Annotated in this window: 18 protein-coding genes; 10 read left to right on the forward strand and 8 right to left on the reverse strand. The window is 59.0% G+C overall.

All coding sequences use genetic code 11. From position 1 onward, the window contains the following. Positions 1 to 3: 3 nt before the first annotated feature. Positions 4 to 1143 carry a glycoside hydrolase family 105 protein gene (locus K5R89_RS20260; protein WP_217259561.1) on the forward strand — a complete coding sequence of 380 codons (1140 nt, stop codon included), beginning with the start codon at positions 4 to 6 and terminating at the stop codon, positions 1141 to 1143. Between the two features lie 60 nt (positions 1144 to 1203). Here K5R89_RS20260 and argS read toward each other — a convergent pair whose 3' ends face one another. Continuing rightward, a complete protein-coding gene (gene argS / locus K5R89_RS20265; RefSeq protein WP_004203428.1) occupies positions 1204 to 2937 on the reverse strand; it encodes an arginine--tRNA ligase in 1734 nt (577 codons plus the stop codon). A 236-nt stretch (positions 2938 to 3173) separates the two neighbouring features. On the opposite strand from argS, the gene K5R89_RS20270 reads away from it, so the two are divergent. Continuing rightward, positions 3174 to 3743 carry a VOC family protein gene (locus tag K5R89_RS20270; RefSeq protein WP_023290260.1) on the forward strand — a complete coding sequence of 190 codons (570 nt, stop codon included), beginning with the start codon at positions 3174 to 3176 and terminating at the stop codon, positions 3741 to 3743. A gap of 76 nt (positions 3744 to 3819) precedes the next feature. Continuing rightward, a complete protein-coding gene (gene cutC, locus K5R89_RS20275; protein ID WP_087827154.1) occupies positions 3820 to 4563 on the forward strand; it encodes a copper homeostasis protein CutC in 744 nt (247 codons plus the stop codon). 80 nt (positions 4564 to 4643) lie between these two features. Here the strand turns inward: cutC and cmoB are convergent, their stop codons facing one another. The 5 genes from cmoB to K5R89_RS20300 are packed head-to-tail and all read right to left on the reverse strand — an operon-like array spanning position 4644 to position 8257. Beyond that, complete coding sequence (gene cmoB, locus K5R89_RS20280; RefSeq protein WP_064154391.1) at positions 4644 to 5648, reverse strand: tRNA 5-methoxyuridine(34)/uridine 5-oxyacetic acid(34) synthase CmoB; 1005 nt, start codon at positions 5646 to 5648, stop codon at positions 4644 to 4646. Then, a complete protein-coding gene (cmoA, locus tag K5R89_RS20285) occupies positions 5645 to 6388 on the reverse strand; it encodes a carboxy-S-adenosyl-L-methionine synthase CmoA (RefSeq protein WP_004203422.1) in 744 nt (247 codons plus the stop codon). Before cmoA ends, cmoB begins: the two co-directional genes overlap by 4 nt. A 39-nt stretch (positions 6389 to 6427) precedes the next feature. Next, positions 6428 to 6823 (reverse strand): MAPEG family protein, encoded by a 396-nt coding sequence (locus K5R89_RS20290; RefSeq protein ID WP_008804243.1) that lies wholly within the window; start codon positions 6821 to 6823, stop codon positions 6428 to 6430. A gap of 52 nt (positions 6824 to 6875) precedes the next feature. After that, positions 6876 to 7694 (reverse strand): DUF72 domain-containing protein, encoded by an 819-nt coding sequence (locus K5R89_RS20295; protein WP_087827153.1) that lies wholly within the window; start codon positions 7692 to 7694, stop codon positions 6876 to 6878. Next, a complete protein-coding gene (locus K5R89_RS20300; RefSeq protein WP_032453393.1) occupies positions 7691 to 8257 on the reverse strand; it encodes a hydrolase in 567 nt (188 codons plus the stop codon). The genes K5R89_RS20295 and K5R89_RS20300 overlap by 4 nt, the downstream gene beginning before the upstream one ends. Positions 8258 to 8524: 267 nt before the next feature. Here K5R89_RS20300 and aspS point away from each other — a divergent pair, with 267 nt between their 5' ends. From aspS to ruvB, 6 genes are all read left to right on the forward strand, one after another. Beyond that, positions 8525 to 10312, forward strand: a complete 1788-nt coding sequence (gene aspS / locus K5R89_RS20305; RefSeq protein WP_217259560.1) for an aspartate--tRNA ligase — start codon at positions 8525 to 8527, stop codon at positions 10310 to 10312. A 1-nt stretch (position 10313) separates the two neighbouring features. Continuing rightward, positions 10314 to 10757: a dihydroneopterin triphosphate diphosphatase gene (gene nudB / locus K5R89_RS20310; RefSeq protein ID WP_002911477.1), complete on the forward strand. Its 444-nt coding sequence runs from the start codon at positions 10314 to 10316 to the stop codon at positions 10755 to 10757. A gap of 27 nt (positions 10758 to 10784) precedes the next feature. Continuing rightward, entirely contained in the window at positions 10785 to 11525 is a 741-nt protein-coding gene (locus K5R89_RS20315) for a YebC/PmpR family DNA-binding transcriptional regulator (protein ID WP_002911459.1), read from the forward strand. Between the two features lie 34 nt (positions 11526 to 11559). Next, complete coding sequence (gene ruvC, locus K5R89_RS20320) at positions 11560 to 12081, forward strand: crossover junction endodeoxyribonuclease RuvC (RefSeq protein WP_004203412.1); 522 nt, start codon at positions 11560 to 11562, stop codon at positions 12079 to 12081. 79 nt (positions 12082 to 12160) lie between these two features. Beyond that, positions 12161 to 12772 (forward strand): Holliday junction branch migration protein RuvA, encoded by a 612-nt coding sequence (gene ruvA / locus K5R89_RS20325; RefSeq protein ID WP_002911454.1) that lies wholly within the window; start codon positions 12161 to 12163, stop codon positions 12770 to 12772. An 8-nt stretch (positions 12773 to 12780) separates the two neighbouring features. After that, positions 12781 to 13791: a Holliday junction branch migration DNA helicase RuvB gene (gene ruvB, locus K5R89_RS20330; RefSeq protein ID WP_004148860.1), complete on the forward strand. Its 1011-nt coding sequence runs from the start codon at positions 12781 to 12783 to the stop codon at positions 13789 to 13791. Between the two features lie 62 nt (positions 13792 to 13853). On the opposite strand, the gene znuB is transcribed toward ruvB, so the two are convergent. Continuing rightward, a complete protein-coding gene (gene znuB, locus K5R89_RS20335) occupies positions 13854 to 14639 on the reverse strand; it encodes a zinc ABC transporter permease subunit ZnuB (RefSeq protein WP_022066253.1) in 786 nt (261 codons plus the stop codon). Next, complete coding sequence (znuC, locus tag K5R89_RS20340) at positions 14639 to 15391, reverse strand: zinc ABC transporter ATP-binding protein ZnuC (RefSeq protein ID WP_004203406.1); 753 nt, start codon at positions 15389 to 15391, stop codon at positions 14639 to 14641. Before znuC ends, znuB begins: the two co-directional genes overlap by 1 nt. A gap of 78 nt (positions 15392 to 15469) precedes the next feature. Between znuC and znuA the strand changes: the two genes are divergently transcribed. Further along, complete coding sequence (gene znuA / locus K5R89_RS20345; protein WP_032428922.1) at positions 15470 to 16414, forward strand: zinc ABC transporter substrate-binding protein ZnuA; 945 nt, start codon at positions 15470 to 15472, stop codon at positions 16412 to 16414. Positions 16415 to 16426 lie beyond the last annotated feature (12 nt).

A 16426-nucleotide genomic window follows, 5' to 3' on the forward strand; every position in this document is an offset into this window, starting at 1 on the left:
AACATGAAAGTTTGGCCGGTCAAACATAGCCCATTACTCTGTCAGCCTGAGCGTTTTATCGCCCGTAGCGAACTGCAGGCGCTTATCCGCAACGTGACGCAAAACCTGGTGAATATTAAGGATGAGAGCGGGCAATTTTTACTGCGCCTGGATGACGGGCGCGTTATTGATACCAAAGGCTGGGCCGGCTGGGAGTGGACCCACGGCGTCGGGCTGTATGGCATCTATCAGTATTATCAGCAAACCGGCGATCTCGAGATGCGCGATATCATTGACCGCTGGTTTGCCGACCGTTTCGCCGAGGGGGCAACGACCAAAAACGTCAACACCATGGCGCCGTTCCTGACCCTGGCCTATCGCTTTGAAGAGACCGGATGTAAGGCGTACCTGCCGTGGCTGGAGAGCTGGGCGGAGTGGGCAATGTATGAGATGCCGCGTACCGAGCAGGGCGGCATGCAGCACATCACCCTGGCGGAAGAAAACCGCCAGCAAATGTGGGATGACACCCTGATGATGACCGTGTTGCCGTTAGCCAAAATTGGCAAGCTGCTTCATCGTCCGCAGTATGTGGAGGAGGCGACCTATCAGTTCCTGCTCCACGTGCAGAACCTGATGGACCGGGAAACCGGGCTGTGGTTTCACGGCTGGAGCTATGACGGTCGGCATAATTTTGCCCGGGCGCGCTGGGCGCGGGGCAACAGCTGGCTCACTATGGTGATCCCGGATTTTCTTGAGTTAGTGGATCTCCCGGAAGGGAATGCGGTACGGCGCTATCTGACCGAGGTGCTGAACGCGCAAATTGCCGCCTTAGCGAAATGTCAGGACGACAGCGGCCTGTGGCATACCCTGCTGGACGACCCGCACTCTTATCCAGAGGCCTCGGCGACCGCCGGCTTTGCCTACGGCATACTCAAAGCGGTGCGCAAGCGATATGTCGGGCAGCACTATGCCGGGGTGGCTGAAAAAGCGATTCGCGGAATTGTGCGGAATATTTCGCCGCAGGGGGAGCTGCTGCAGACTTCCTTTGGCACCGGAATGGGGTCAGACCTTGATTTCTATCGCCAGATCCCGCTCACCTCGATGCCCTACGGCCAGGCGATGGCGATCCTCTGTCTGACCGAGTATCTGCGCAAGTATTTCTGAGCAGGAGACCCCGCAGGCGCGGCGCCTGAAAAAACTAACCCGGCTTTCGCCGGGTTGGTTTTACATACGTTCGACGGTTTCGATACCGAGGGTATCGAGACCCAGCTTGAGGGTTTTCGCCGTCAGCAGCGCCAGCTTCAGGCGGCTGTTGCGGGTCGCTTCGCTTTCCGCGCTGAGGATCGGGCAGTGCTCGTAGAAACCGGAGAACAGGCCCGCCAGATCGTAGAGGTAGGCGCACATCACGTGCGGCGTCCCTTCGCGAGCGACCACGGAGAGGGTCTCTTCAAACTGCAACAGGCGCGCGGCCAGCTGGGCTTCGCGATCTTCCGCAATCACCACCGGCGCGTCGGTGAGGGCGTTTTCGTCAATGCCGGCTTTGCGGAACACGGAGAGCACGCGGGTATAGGCATACTGCATATACGGCGCGGTGTTGCCTTCGAACGCCAGCATATTATCCCAGTCGAAAACGTAGTCGGTGGTGCGGTTTTTCGACAGGTCGGCGTATTTCACCGCGCCGATACCCACCACTTTCGCCAGATTTTCCAGCTCATCAGCGGACATCTCCGGGTTCTTCTCGGCCACCAGGCGACGCGCGCGCTCCAGCGCTTCGTCCAGCAGATCCGCCAGCTTCACGGTGCCGCCGGCGCGGGTTTTAAACGGCTTGCCGTCTTTACCCAGCATCATGCCGAACATATGGTGTTCCAGCGGCACGGAGTCCGGCACATAGCCTGCTTTACGCACGATGGTCCACGCCTGCATCAGGTGCTGGTGCTGACGGGAGTCGATGTAGTAGAGCACGCGGTCGGCGTGCAGTGTTTCATAGCGATACTTCGCACAGGCGATATCGGTAGTGGTATAGAGGTAGCCGCCATCCTTTTTCTGGATGATGACGCCCATCGGTTCGCCTTCCTTGTTTTTATACTCATCAAGGAACACCACGGTGGCGCCTTCGCTCTCCACGGCCAGCCCTTTGGCTTTCAGATCGGCGACGATCCCCGGCAGCATCGGGTTGTACAGGCTTTCGCCCATCACGTCATCGCGGGTCAGCGTCACATTCAGGCGATCGTAGGTGATCTGGTTCTGCGACATGGTGATGTCCACCAGCTTACGCCACATCTGCAGGAAGTACTCATCGCCGCCCTGCAGCTTAACCACGTAGCTGCGCGCGCGCTCGGCGAAGGCTTCGTCTTCGTCGTAGTGTTTTTTCGCTTCGCGATAAAAACCTTCGAGGTCGGCCAGGGCCATCTCGCCGGCGTTTTCCTGCTGCTGTTTTTCCAGATACGCGATCAGCATGCCGAACTGGGTGCCCCAGTCGCCGACGTGGTTGGCGCGGATCACCTTATGGCCCAGGAACTCCAGGGTACGGACCGAGGCATCGCCAATGATGGTCGAACGCAGATGGCCGACGTGCATCTCTTTCGCCACGTTTGGCGCCGAATAGTCGACGACGATGGTCTGTACCTGTGGCGTGGCGACGCCCAGGCGTTCTGACTGCAGCGCGCGGTTGACGTTGTCCGCCAGGAACGCGGGGTCGAGGAAAATATTGATAAAGCCCGGCCCGGCGATTTCAACCTTGCTGGCAATGCCGTTGAGGTCAAGATGAGACAGTACCTGCTCTGCAAGTTGTCGCGGCGCCATGCCCAGCTTTTTGGCGACAGCCATCACGCCGTTGGCCTGATAGTCACCGAACTGAACTTTTGCTGACTGGCGGACCTGAGGTTCGCAATCGGCAGGCGCGCCTGCCGCGATCAGGGCCTGGCTGACTTTTTCTGAGAGAAGAGCCTGAATATTCACCGGAATACCTTACGTGTAATGCGCCAGCCCCCGAGGGAGGCGGCGCCGGAATGTGGACAAATTAGGGCGGGAGTATACTGCATTTGTCCCCGTCCGTCAGCATCGCGCGCGGCGCGGCGGCATGGGCAATCCATCGTCGGTCGGTCACGCAGCGGCAGGGTGGCGGTTGGTCCGCGGCCTAAAACACGGTAGATTAGCCTTTTTATAATTGATGAACATAAGTGACGAGCAAACCCATGGCGAACTGGCAGCAGATTGAACAACTGGCCGATATTACGGCGGATCTCCCGCGATTTTCCGATGCGCTACAGCGCTTCGCTGCGCGACTGGGACTGGAGATCGGCGGGCTCGACGCCGACCATATCTCCCTGCGCTGTCATCAGAACGCCACCGCGGAGCGCTGGCGCAGTGGGTTGGCGCAGTGCGGAACCCTGCTGTCGGAGAATATGATCAACGGTCGGCCTATCTGCTTGTTTAAACTGGCGGAGCCGGTCTGCGTGGCGCACTGGCGCTTTCATATCGTTGAGCTGCCGTGGCCGGGTGAAAAGCGTTATCCCCATGAAGGCTGGGAGCATATCGAAATTGTCCTGCCCGGCGATCCGGCTACCTTAAATGCCCGCGCTCTGGCGCTGCTGGCCGATGACGGACTCAGCCAGCCGGGGATCGTCGTCAAAACCAGCTCGCCGAAAGGGGAACATGAGCGTCTGCCGAATCCCACCCTGGCGGTCACCGACGGCAGCGTGACGGTCAAATTTCACCCATGGTCTATTGAACAAATCGTCGCCAGCGAGCAAGCCGATACATAACAGTGTGAAGCCGCGCGGCGTCTGCCGCGTGAAATCATGACATGCTGAGAAGGTTGTCTGGATCAGGGAGTGAGCAATGGCGGTACTGGAAGTTTGTTGTTACAGCATGGCGTGCGCCCGGGAGGCTGAGCGCTACGGCGCCGATCGTATTGAACTCTGCGCCGCGCCGCAGGAAGGGGGACTAACACCCTCTTACGGGGTGCTGGTCTCGGTCCGCGAGGCGATTACCCTCCCGGTGCATCCGATTATCCGCCCGCGCGGCGGCGATTTCTGCTACACCGAAGAGGAGTTCGCCGCGATGCTTGGCGATATCCGCATGGTGCGGGAGCTCGGCTTTCCCGGGCTGGTGACCGGCGTGCTGAATGCCGATGGTCAGGTCGATATCCCGCTGATGAAAAAAATAATGGCCGCGGCCGGGCCGCTGGCGGTGACCTTTCATCGCGCGTTCGATCTGTGCGCCGACCCGCGTCAGGCCTGGGAAACGCTGGGTGAGCTGGGGGTTAAACGTATCCTGACTTCCGGTCAGCAATCCTCGGCGGAGAAAGGTATTTCATTAATTACGGAACTTATTGCCGCAGGGGATACTCCAATCATTATGGCCGGTGCGGGAGTGCGCGCCGCGAACCTGCAGCTGTTTCTGCAGGCGGGGGTGAAAGAGGTTCATAGCTCTGCAGGCCAGTGGTTGCCATCGGAAATGCGCTTTCGTCATCCAGGCGTTTCGATGTCAGCCGATCCCGATGCGGACGAATACAGGCGCTACGCCGTCAATGGCGCAGCGGTGGCGGAGATGAAAAAGATCATTTCCGCTGACAGAAGTTAAACGGTTTTTGCTGCACATCATGTCGCCCAATATGATGATTGCCCGTACCAGGCCCCTGCCCATTAAACAGGGGCCTTTTTTTATCTCGCTTTCTTCGCCAGCGACTGCTGGGTTTCCGGTTTGGTGGCGATAATCACCGCGCGCAGCGGCGCCGGATAGCCTTCCACGGTTTTGCGCCGATCCTGCGGGTCGAGGAAATCGGCCAGCGATTCGCTGGTCATCCATTCGGTGCGCCGCTGCTCTTCCGTCGAGGTGACGCAGGCGTCGACGATGCGCACATCGATAAACCCGCACTTCTCCAGCCACATTTTCAGGGCCGCCGCTGAGGGAATAAAATAGACGTTGCGCATCTGCGCATAACGGTCGCCCGGAACCAGCACCGTATTTTCATCGCCTTCGACCACCAGCGTCTCCAGTACCAGCTCGCCACCCGGCGCCAGCTGATCTTTCAGCTGCCACAGGTGGTCCAGCGGCGAGCGACGGTGGTAGAGCACGCCCATCGAGAACACGGTGTCAAAGGCCTCCAGCGCCGGGAGCTGCTCGATGCCCAGCGGCAGGAGATGCGCCCGCTGGTCGTTGCCAAGCAGCTTACGCACCGCTTCAAACTGGCACAGGAACAGCTGGGTGGGATCGATGCCGACCGCCAGATGCGCGCCCGCGCCGATCATCCGCCACATGTGATAGCCGCTGCCGCAGCCCACGTCGAGGATGGTCCGTCCGCTAAGATCGGACAGATGCGGCAGGACGCGCTCCCATTTCCAGTCGGAGCGCCATTCGGTATCGATGTTGATGCCGTACAGCGAATAAGGGCCTTTGCGCCATGGCATCAGGTTTTTAAGCAGGTTTTCTACCCGCAGCCGGTGGCCTTCGCTGAGCGGCGTTTCGCTTTCGGCGGTGACGCTGTGCAGGAGGTCCAGACGCCAGGGCGTTAATTCCGGAAGAAACTCAACGGCGCGCTCCCATTCGCGAAACTTGCCGTGCAGGGCCTCGCGCTGCCAGGCGGCTACCTGGGCAGGCAGCGTCTCCAGCCAGTGAGACAGCGGGCTTTTGGCGATCAGCTGATAAAAGTTACTGAAGTCGATCATGCCTGCTCCCCGGATTTTACTGCCACCAGCGAGCCAAAGTTAAAGCACTGGAACCACAGTTCAGCATGTTCGAACCCCGCCTGACGCAGGCGTTTTTTATGGGTTTCCACAGAGTCGGTCAGCATCACGTTTTCCAGCATGCTGCGTTTCTGGCTAATCTCCAGCTCGCTGTAGCCGTTCGCGCGCTTAAAGTCATGATGCATATTGAACAGCAGCTCACCGACGTGGGCGTCTTCGAAGCTGAATTTCTCCGATAGCACCAGCGCGCCGCCGGGATTCAGCCCCTGATAGACTTTATTCAGGATCGCCTGACGATCGCCCGGCTCAAGGAACTGAATGGTAAAGTTCAGGATCACCAGCGAGGCGTTTTCAATGGCCACATCGCGGATATCCCCTTCAATCACCTCGACCGGCGTCGGCGCTTTATAGGCGTCAATATGGCGACGGCAGCGCTCCACCATCGCCGGGGAGTTGTCGATGGCGATAATGCGACATCCCGGATGGCTAATATTGCGGCGCACGGAGAGGGTGGCGGCGCCCAGCGAACAGCCAAGATCGTAAACCTGGGTGTGGGGCTGAACGAAGCGCTCGGCCAGCATGCCGATCATCGAGATGATATTGGAGTAGCCAGGCACAGAACGCTGGATCATATCGGGGAAGACTTCAGCAACCCGTTCATCAAAGGTCCAGTCGCCGAGGCTGGCAATCGGCGCGGAAAAAAGCGTATCGCGGTGAGACATAACGTTAAACCCGAAAAAACGAAAACGGCGTATTGTGCGCTAACGGAGGGAGAAAACCAACTCCCAGGGCATATACCAGAGATTGGCCAGCACCATCAGCAACAACGCGCACCAGGTGGCGCTCATGCCGGAGCGGCGCCAGTGGTAGACGCGGTGATGAAAACCCCAGGAGTGCATCAGTCGTCCGACGATCAATAAAATGCCGCAAACGTGCACCATCCAGGTCTGGGCGCCGTTCATCTCCATAAATAACAGTAAAATGAGGCCAATCGGCACATATTCGACGGCATTGCCGTGAACGCGGATGGCAACCTGCAGCTCGCTGAAGCCGCCGTCGCCGTAGCCTACATGGTATTGGGTGCGCAAACGCACCACGTCAAATGAGAACTTCACTAACAATAACGCACCTAAAACGGCATACAGCGCGCTGACCATACGAAAACTCCCTTTAACTCTGGCAGATGGCTCCGGATATGATAGCAGGATATCAGAAAAGAGAAGATTGCTGCGGAATCGACGGCGCATTTCCTGCCGCCGGCAGGGCGGCGCGCAGATCGCCCCACAGGGTATCGACCAGCGTCGGCGCGTAGGCAATATCGGGGGTATGCAGGAACAGCCACGGCGTCCCTGACTGATGCCATTTCGGCAGCGTCTGCAGCCAGACGCGAAACAGTTCCCGGTTATGGACCATATCGTCGCCGCCGATAAAGCGCACCATTGGCTGCCGGGCGGTCATCACCGCATGCACCGGCACCTTCGGTTTCTTTTGTTGCGCGTCGATCATCGCCGGACTGGTGGCCGCGGCGCTATGGACCGGGCGGCTGTCGAGGATCACGCGGTTGACGTTGCGCTGGTGCAGCCCGCGGTTGAGCTGCTGTTCCGCTTCCCCTTTGGCGAAGAACTCGGGGTGACGAACTTCGACGCCGTAGGTGAAATCCTTCGGCAGTGCGTCGAGAAAATGCCATAGCGCCGGGAGATCGCGAGGGCCGAAGGTCGCCGGCAGCTGCAGCCAGTACTGGCCGATGCGCGAGGCCAGCGGCGCCAGGCGGGTGAAGAATTCACGGCTTAAATCGTCGCAGTGGCGCAGGGCGGCCTGGTGCGAGATAGTCGCCGGGAATTTAAAGCAGAAGCGGAAGTCATCGTGGGTCTGTTCGTACCAGCGGGCGACAATCTCCGGCTTCGGTAGCGCATACAGGGTGGTGTTGCCCTCGACGCAATTGAAGTGGCGGGCGTACTCTTCAAGGCTGGTGATGCCAAGGCGCACCCATTTCGGGTGCGACCACTGGGGAAGCCCAATATAAATCATAACGCGGCGAGGATCTCCTCGGTGCTGCGCACACGGCCGATGCGCGGGAAAATATGCGTCATACTGCCCTGATGCTGCTCGGCGGAGGCGGCGCTGCAGGCATCTTCGGCAATGACCAGGTTAAAACCCAGCTCCCAGGCGTTGCGGGCGGTGGATTCGACGCCGATGTTGGTGGCGATGCCGCAGAGAATAATGGTGTCGATACCGCGACGACGCAGCTGAAGCTCAAGGTCGGTGCCATAGAACGCGCCCCACTGGCGTTTGGTCACTTCGATATCGCTCTCCTGCTTACCCAGCGTGGCCGGGTAGGTCCACCAGTTCTCAGGCAGCGTATGCGCCCCGGCCTGCGCGTCGACAGGCTGTTTCAGCGCTTCGGCGAAATCGGCCGACCAGCCGACGCGGACCATGATGACCGGCGAACCCTGTTGTCGGCACTTGTCTGCCAGGCGGGCGGCGCGCGCCACCACCTCGTCAGCCCGATGTGGGCCGCCGGCAAAAGGCAGAATGCCTTCCTGCAGATCGATCACCACCAGCGCCGTGTTTTTCGCATTGAGTTCTAACATGGTATCCCCGTATCTTCATCTGTTGTCAGGCGGCTACAATACCTTTGCGGCTTCAGCAAAAGGGTAACAAATTTTGTTAATTTATGTGAGTGTGGACGTTAAGCGCGCAGCAAAGCAGCGTACATCGTGCGTCGGACTTATCGAACGACAGAATTTCCAGTATAATAGCCGCCTTTTTTCATTCAGTTGTGACATCAGCTAAAGCTGCGACCTCGTCGCCTGCAGGGCAGACGACAATCCGCCGACGGCTAAGTTAAGGGATATCTCATGCGTACAGAATATTGCGGACAGCTTCGACAGTCCCACGTTGGGCAGCAGGTGACTCTGTGTGGTTGGGTCAACCGCCGTCGCGATCTCGGTAGCCTCATTTTTATCGATATGCGCGACCGCGAAGGCATCGTTCAGGTGTTTTTCGATCCGGATCGTGCGGATGCGTTGAAGTTAGCCTCTGAACTGCGTAATGAGTTCTGCATTCAGGTCACTGGCACCGTTCGCGCGCGTGAAGAGAAAAACATCAACGCGGACATGGCCACCGGCGCTATCGAAGTGCTGGCTTCCGATCTGACGATCATTAACCGCTCAGAATCGCTGCCGCTGGACTCCAATCACGTCAACACCGAAGAAGCGCGTCTGAAATACCGCTACCTCGACCTGCGTAGTCCGGAAATGGCGCAGCGTCTGAAAACCCGCGCGAAAATCACCAGCTTTGTGCGCCGCTTTATGGATGACCATGGCTTCCTCGACATCGAAACCCCGATGCTGACCAAAGCCACCCCGGAAGGCGCCCGCGATTACCTCGTGCCTTCCCGCGTGCACAAAGGCAAATTCTACGCGCTGCCGCAGTCGCCGCAGCTGTTCAAACAGCTGCTGATGATGTCCGGCTTCGACCGCTACTATCAGATCGTCAAATGCTTCCGCGATGAAGACCTGCGTGCCGACCGTCAGCCTGAATTTACCCAGATCGACGTGGAAACCTCCTTTATGACCGCGCCGCAGGTGCGTGAGATCATGGAAGCGATGGTGCGTCAGCTGTGGCTGGAGATTAAAGGCGTCGATCTGGGCGATTTCCCGATCATGACCTTCGCCGAAGCCGAACGTCGTTACGGCTCCGATAAACCGGACCTGCGTAACCCGATGGAGCTGGTGGACGTCGCCGACCTGCTGAAATCAGTGGAGTTCGCGGTCTTTGCCGGCCCGGCCAACGATCCGAAAGGGCGCGTGGCGGCGCTGCGCGTGCCGGGCGGGGCTTCTCTGACCCGCAAGCTGATCGACGAATACGGCAACTTTGTCAAGATCTACGGCGCGAAAGGGCTGGCCTATATTAAAGTGACCGAACGTGCCAAAGGCATGGACGGGATCAACAGCCCGGTGGCCAAGTTCCTGACCGCTGAAATCGTGGAAGCGATCCTCGACCGCACCGGCGCGCAGGACGGAGACATGATCTTCTTCGGCGCCGACAACAAGAAAGTGGTGGCCGACGCGCTGGGCGCGCTGCGTCTGAAGCTGGGCAAAGATCTGAGCCTGACTGACGAGAGCAAGTGGGCGCCGCTGTGGGTGATCGACTTCCCGATGTTCGAAGACGACGGCGAAGGCGGCCTGACGGCGATGCACCATCCGTTCACCTCGCCGAAAGATATGACGGCGGACGAGCTGAAAGCTGCGCCGGAAGAGGCCGTGGCCAACGCCTACGATATGGTCATTAACGGTTATGAAGTCGGCGGCGGTTCGGTGCGTATCCACCGCGGCGACATGCAGCAGACGGTATTTGGTATTCTGGGCATTAACGAACAGGAACAGCGTGAGAAATTCGGCTTCCTGCTCGATGCGCTGAAATACGGTACCCCGCCGCATGCGGGCCTGGCGTTCGGTCTTGACCGTCTGACCATGCTGCTGACCGGCACCGATAACATCCGCGACGTTATCGCTTTCCCGAAAACCACCGCGGCCGCCTGCCTGATGACCGAAGCGCCAAGCTTCGCCAATCCGGCGGCGCTCAGTGAACTGGGTATTCAGGTTGTGGAGAAAGAGGCAAAAGCGTCTCTGGAGAACAAGTAATATGTCATTTAAGCTGCCCGTTTCGGTGCTGGTGGTGATTTACGCCGAAGATACCAAACGGGTGCTGATGTTGCAGCGGCGCGACGATCCCGCGTTCTGGCAGTCGGTCACCGGCAGCCTGGAAGCAGGAGAGACCGCGCTGCAGGCCGCCGCGCGTGAAGTAAAGGAAGAGGTCGCCATTGACGTTGCCTGCGAGCAACTGACCTTAATCGACTGTCAGCGCACGGTGGAGTTCGAGATATTTTCTCATTTGCGTCATCGCTATGCGCCGGGAGTGGAGCGTAATACGGAATTTTGGTTCTGTCTTGCGCTGCCTCATGAGCGGGAAATTACCTTTACCGAACATCTGGCCTACCGCTGGGTCAGCGCGACGGAAGCCGCTGCGCTGACCAAGTCGTGGAGCAACCGGCAGGCGATTGAAGAATTTGTAATTAACGCCGCCTGAAAGGGCGCGCTTTTTGGAGAGTTTTTTATGGCAGGTCATAGTAAATGGGCCAACACCAAACACCGCAAAGCGGCACAGGATGCCAAGCGCGGTAAAATCTTTACGAAAATCATTCGCGAACTGGTTACCGCAGCGCGTCTGGGCGGCGGCGATCCGGCGTCCAACCCGCGTCTGCGTGCGGCGGTGGATAAAGCGCTGTCTAACAACATGACCCGCGACACCCTGAACCGCGCCATCGCGCGCGGCGTCGGCGGCGATGAAGACGCGAACATGGAAACCATCATTTATGAAGGCTATGGCCCTGGCGGCACCGCGGTGATGGTGGAATGTCTGTCCGACAACCGTAACCGTACCGTTGCGGAAGTGCGTCACGCCTTCACTAAAACCGGTGGTAACCTTGGCACCGACGGTTCCGTCTCCTACCTGTTCAGCAAAAAAGGCGTCATCTCCTTCGAGAAAGGCGATGAAGACACCATCATGGAAGCGGCGCTGGAAGCTGGCGCTGAAGACGTGGTGACCTATGACGACGGCGCGATCGACGTCTACACCGCCTGGGAAGAGATGGGCGCCGTGCGCGACGCGCTGGAAGCCGCTGGCCTGAAAGCCGACGCTGCCGAAGTCTCGATGATCCCGTCCACCAAAGCGGATATGGATGCCGAGACGGCGCCGAAGCTGCTGCGTCTGATCGATATGCTCGAAGACTGCGACGACGTGCAGGAAGTGTACCATAACGGCGAGATCTCCGACGAGGTCGCAGCCACCCTGTGATGCAGTCGCATCCACGGTTAACCGGAGGCGCGTGATGGCTATTATTCTCGGCATTGACCCGGGGTCGCGCGTTACCGGTTATGGTGTGATCCGTCAGGTTGGCCGGCAGCTGAGCTACCTTGGCAGCGGCTGTATCCGCACCAAGGTGGACGATTTGCCGTCGCGGCTGAAGCTGATCTACGCCGGAGTGACGGAGATCATCACCCAGTTCCAGCCTGACTTTTTCGCCATTGAGCAGGTCTTTATGGCCAAGAATGCCGACTCGGCGTTAAAGCTCGGGCAGGCGCGCGGGGTGGCGATCGTGGCGGCGACCAATCAGTCGTTACCGGTGTTTGAATATGCCGCCCGCCAGGTTAAGCAGACGGTTGTCGGCATCGGCAGCGCTGAAAAGAGTCAGGTCCAGCACATGGTGCGCACCCTGCTCAAGCTGCCTGCCAATCCGCAAGCGGATGCGGCGGATGCGCTGGCGATCGCCATCACCCATTGCCATGTCAGCCAGAATGCCGCGCAGATCAGCGAGACCCGGCTCAATCTGGCGCGAGGGCGCTTACGATAATCGCAAATCAGGCTGGATATCTATCCAGCCTTTTTTTATGATACCGCCAGATACATAGACCATAACGCAGGAGCCCCACGTGATAGGCAGACTCAGAGGCATCATTCTCGAAAAACAACCCCCGCTGGTGTTGCTGGAAACGGCGGGCGTCGGCTATGAAGTGCACATGCCAATGACCTGCTTCTATGAGCTGCCGGAGGCCGGGCAGGAGGCGATTGTCTTCACCCACTTTGTGGTGCGTGAAGATGCCCAACTGCTGTATGGGTTTAACAACAAACAGGAGCGTACCCTGTTTAAAGAACTGATCAAAACCAACGGCGTAGGGCCAAAGCTGGCGCTGGCGATCCTCTCCGGCATGTCGGCGCAGCAGTTCGTCAACGCCGTTGAGCGGGAAGAGGTCGCCTCGCTGGTGAAGCTGCCGGGGATTGGCAAAAAAACCGCTGAACGCCTGATCGTTGAGATGAAAGACCGCTTCAAAGGGCTGCACGGCGATCTGTTCACCCCGGCCGCCGATCTGGTACTGACCTCACCGGCAGGCCCGACGGCGGACGATGCCGAGCAGGAAGCGGTTGCCGCGCTGGTCGCGCTGGGCTATAAACCGCAGGAGGCCAGCCGGATGGTCAGCAAGATCGCGCGTCCGGACGCCAACAGTGAAACGCTAATCCGCGAAGCGCTGCGCGCCGCGTTGTGAGGTAAGGGATGATTGAAGCAGACCGGCTGGTATCGGCAGACAGCAGCGGCTTCGAAGAGGCCGCTGACCGCGCCATCCGCCCAAAATTGCTGGCAGAGTATGTCGGCCAGCCGCAGGTGCGTTCGCAGATGGAGATCTTTATCCAGGCGGCGAAGCTGCGCGGCGACGCCCTCGATCACCTGCTGATTTTTGGCCCGCCAGGGTTGGGGAAAACCACCCTGGCCAATATCGTCGCCAATGAAATGGGGGTGAATCTGCGTACCACCTCCGGCCCGGTGCTGGAGAAAGCGGGCGATCTCGCCGCGATGCTCACCAACCTTGAACCGCACGATGTGCTGTTTATCGATGAGATCCATCGCCTCTCGCCGGTGGTGGAAGAGGTGCTCTATCCGGCAATGGAAGATTACCAGCTGGATATCATGATTGGCGAAGGTCCGGCGGCGCGCTCGATTAAAATCGACCTGCCGCCGTTTACCCTGATCGGCGCCACCACCCGGGCCGGTTCATTGACTTCGCCGCTGCGCGACCGCTTTGGCATCGTGCAGCGTCTGGAGTTCTATCAGATCCCCGATCTGCAGCATATTGTCAGCCGCAGCGCCCGCCATATGGGGCTGGAGATGAGCGACGAGGGCGCGCTGGAAGTGGCCCGCCGTTCACGCGGCACGCCGCGTATTGCCAACCGTCTGCTGCGTAGGGTGCGTGACTTCGCGGAAGTGCGCCACGACGGCACTATCTCCGCCGACATTGCCGCCCAGGCGCTGGATATGCTCAACGTCGATGCGGAAGGGTTCGACTATATGGACCGCAAGCTGCTGCTGGCGGTGATAGATAAGTTCTTCGGCGGACCGGTGGGGCTGGATAACCTCGCCGCCGCGATTGGCGAAGAGCGGGAAACCATTGAAGATGTGCTGGAGCCCTACTTAATTCAGCAGGGTTTTCTGCAGCGTACGCCGCGGGGAAGAATGGCGACGGTGCGCGCCTGGAATCATTTCGGGATTACGCCGCCGGAGATGCCGTAGTTCGCTACGGATGTGTCGTTCATCGGGAGACCCGGTCAGCAGCGCGACCGGGTTTTTCATTTTTAGCTGGCGGCTTTTTTCGTCATGCTGAGAATAAACAGCACCGCGGCGCACAGCACCACCGATGGACCGGCCGGCGTGTCGTAGAAAGCCGAGAAGGTTAACCCGCCGGTGACGGCCAGCATGCCCACGCCCACCGCCACGGCGGCCATCTGCTCCGGCGTGCGGGCAAAACGGCGGGCGGTGGCGGCCGGGATAATCAGCAGGGAAGTGATGATCAGCGCCCCGACGAACTTCATCGCCACGCCGATAGTCAGGGCGGTGACCAGCATCAACAGCAGCTTGACCCGCTGCAGCTTCACGCCATCGACAAACGCCAGGTCCGGACTGATGGTCATCGCCAGCAGATTCCGCCACTGCCAGAGCAGAATGCCAATCACAATCACCACGCCCATGGCAATGGCGATCAGGTCCTGCGGGGTGACCGCCAGCAGATCGCCGAACAGGTACGCCATCAGATCGACGCGGACGTTAGACATCAGACTGACCACCACCAGCCCCAGGGAGAGCGCGCTGTGCGCCATGATGCCCAGCAGGGTATCGATCGCCAGATGCGGCCGTTTTTCCAGCCATACCAGCCCGCCGGCCAGCAGCAGGGTGACGGCGATCACCGCATAAAACGGATTGACGTTCAGCAGTAAACCGAAAGCGACGCCGAGCAGCGAGGCATGCGCCAGCGTGTCGCCGAAATAGGACATACGGCGCCAGACCACAAAGGAGCCCAGCGGGCCAGCGGCGCAGGCCAGCATCATCCCGGCCAGCCAGCCAGGTAACAAAAGTTCAATCATTAGCGGCTGTTTCCCCGACGCAGTACAATTCGCCCCTGAAGATCGTGGCGGTGATTATGGTGATGGCGGTAGATCCCCAGCTGTTCCGCGCCGCGTGGGCCGAACATGGAGATAAACTCCGGATGCATTGAGACGACCTCTGGTGCGCCGGAGCAGCAGATATGCTGGTTCAGGCACAATACCTCGTCGGTTTTGGCCATGACCAGATGCAGGTCGTGGGAGACCATCAGCACCGCGCAGTCCAGCTCATGGCGCAGCTGGTCGATAAGATCGTAGAGCGCAACCTGGCCATTGACGTCGACGCCCTGGGTCGGTTCATCCAGCACCAGTAGCTGCGGGCGATTGAGCAGGGCGCGAGCCAGCAGCACGCGCTGGGTTTCTCCACCGGAAAGTTTTTGCATCGGGGCGTCGATCAGATGCCCTGCCTGCACGCGCTTCAGCGCCGGCAGGATGTCGTCTTTGCGGGTGCCCGGACGCAAACGCAGGAAGCGGCTGACGGTCAGCGGCAGCGTGGCGTCGAGATGCAGTTTCTGCGGCACATAGCCGATCCGCAGGCGTTCTTCGCGCTTGATAACACCCTCTGTCGGTGCTACCAGCCCCAGAACCACCCGCACAAGCGTCGATTTGCCGGCGCCGTTGGGGCCCAGCAGGGTCAATATTTTGCCTGGCGTGAGAGCCAGCGAGATGTCAGACAGCACGCGGCGTTGGCCAAAGGCCACCGAGACATTTTCCAGCGTTACAAGGTTTGTCATAATCATTTAGGGGTTGCACAAGCTAGTGAATGTTATAATATCACATCACACTCACTCGTTTCGATGACTAGACGCATTATGTTACATAAAAATACGCTTCTTTGCGCTGGACTTGGCGCTGTTTTTTTGTTCGCACAGGTACCGCAGGCCAGTGCCGCCGTGGTGACTTCCATGAAACCGCTGGGCTTTATCGCGGCGGCTATCGCCGATGGGGTTACCGACACCCAGGTGCTGCTGCCCGATGGCGCCTCCGAGCATGATTATTCTCTCCGTCCTTCCGATGTAAAACGCTTACAGAACGCAGACTTAGTGGTGTGGATCGGTCCGGAAATGGAAGCCTTTATGGATAAGTCGACGCAAAGCATTGCGGCGAATAAAAAGGTGACTATCGCAGAGCTGGATGGGGTCAAACCGCTGCTGATGACCGGCGCTGACGACGATGACGATCATCATGGTCATGACCATGGCGCAGCGGAAAAAAGTGACGGCGATCACCATCACGGTATCTACAATATGCATCTGTGGTTATCCCCAGAGATAGCGCGGCTTTCGGCGGTTGCAATCCACGATAAATTATTGGAACTTATGCCGCAGAGTCGAGCCAAACTCGACAGCAACCTGCAGCAGTTCGAGGCCGCGCTGGCGGCGACCGACAAGCAGGTTAGCAATGAGCTGGCACCGCTGAAAGGAAAGGGCTATTTCGTTTTTCATGACGCCTACGGTTACTTTGAAAAACACTACGGTTTGACCTCGCTGGGGCATTTTACCGTCAACCCTGAAATACAGCCCGGTGCGCAGCGTTTACACGAAATCAGAACACAACTGGTTGAGCAGAAAGCCACTTGCGTTTTTGCTGAGCCACAGTTCAGGCCAGCGGTTATCGAAGCTGTTGCCCGGGGCACGTCTGTGCGCATGGGGACCCTGGATCCACTGGGTAGCGGAATTAAGCTGGGTAAAGCGAGTTACCCGCAATTCCTCACCCAGCTGGCGAATCAGTATTCGAGCTGCCTGAAAGGAGATTAACGAGGAAGTGAA

It is taken from the genome of Klebsiella sp. TF21-TM (genome assembly GCF_019753495.1).
Classification (GTDB): Bacteria; Pseudomonadota; Gammaproteobacteria; order Enterobacterales; family Enterobacteriaceae; genus Klebsiella; species Klebsiella quasipneumoniae.

Coding starts and splice junctions, on each gene's coding strand:
- ruvC (WP_004203412.1), top strand. CDS start 11,560: ATGGCTATTATTCTCGGCATTGACCCGGGGTCGCGCGTTACCGGTTAT.
- cmoA (WP_004203422.1), bottom strand. CDS start 6,388: ATGTCTCACCGCGATACGCTTTTTTCCGCGCCGATTGCCAGCCTCGGC.
- aspS (WP_217259560.1), top strand. CDS start 8,525: ATGCGTACAGAATATTGCGGACAGCTTCGACAGTCCCACGTTGGGCAG.
- znuC (WP_004203406.1), bottom strand. CDS start 15,391: ATGACAAACCTTGTAACGCTGGAAAATGTCTCGGTGGCCTTTGGCCAA.
- K5R89_RS20300 (WP_032453393.1), bottom strand. CDS start 8,257: ATGTTAGAACTCAATGCGAAAAACACGGCGCTGGTGGTGATCGATCTG.
- K5R89_RS20270 (WP_023290260.1), top strand. CDS start 3,174: ATGGCGAACTGGCAGCAGATTGAACAACTGGCCGATATTACGGCGGAT.
- K5R89_RS20290 (WP_008804243.1), bottom strand. CDS start 6,823: ATGGTCAGCGCGCTGTATGCCGTTTTAGGTGCGTTATTGTTAGTGAAG.
- nudB (WP_002911477.1), top strand. CDS start 10,314: ATGTCATTTAAGCTGCCCGTTTCGGTGCTGGTGGTGATTTACGCCGAA.
- K5R89_RS20315 (WP_002911459.1), top strand. CDS start 10,785: ATGGCAGGTCATAGTAAATGGGCCAACACCAAACACCGCAAAGCGGCA.
- cmoB (WP_064154391.1), bottom strand. CDS start 5,648: ATGATCGACTTCAGTAACTTTTATCAGCTGATCGCCAAAAGCCCGCTG.
- znuA (WP_032428922.1), top strand. CDS start 15,470: ATGTTACATAAAAATACGCTTCTTTGCGCTGGACTTGGCGCTGTTTTT.
- K5R89_RS20260 (WP_217259561.1), top strand. CDS start 4: ATGAAAGTTTGGCCGGTCAAACATAGCCCATTACTCTGTCAGCCTGAG.
- znuB (WP_022066253.1), bottom strand. CDS start 14,639: ATGATTGAACTTTTGTTACCTGGCTGGCTGGCCGGGATGATGCTGGCC.
- K5R89_RS20295 (WP_087827153.1), bottom strand. CDS start 7,694: ATGATTTATATTGGGCTTCCCCAGTGGTCGCACCCGAAATGGGTGCGC.
- ruvB (WP_004148860.1), top strand. CDS start 12,781: ATGATTGAAGCAGACCGGCTGGTATCGGCAGACAGCAGCGGCTTCGAA.
- cutC (WP_087827154.1), top strand. CDS start 3,820: ATGGCGGTACTGGAAGTTTGTTGTTACAGCATGGCGTGCGCCCGGGAG.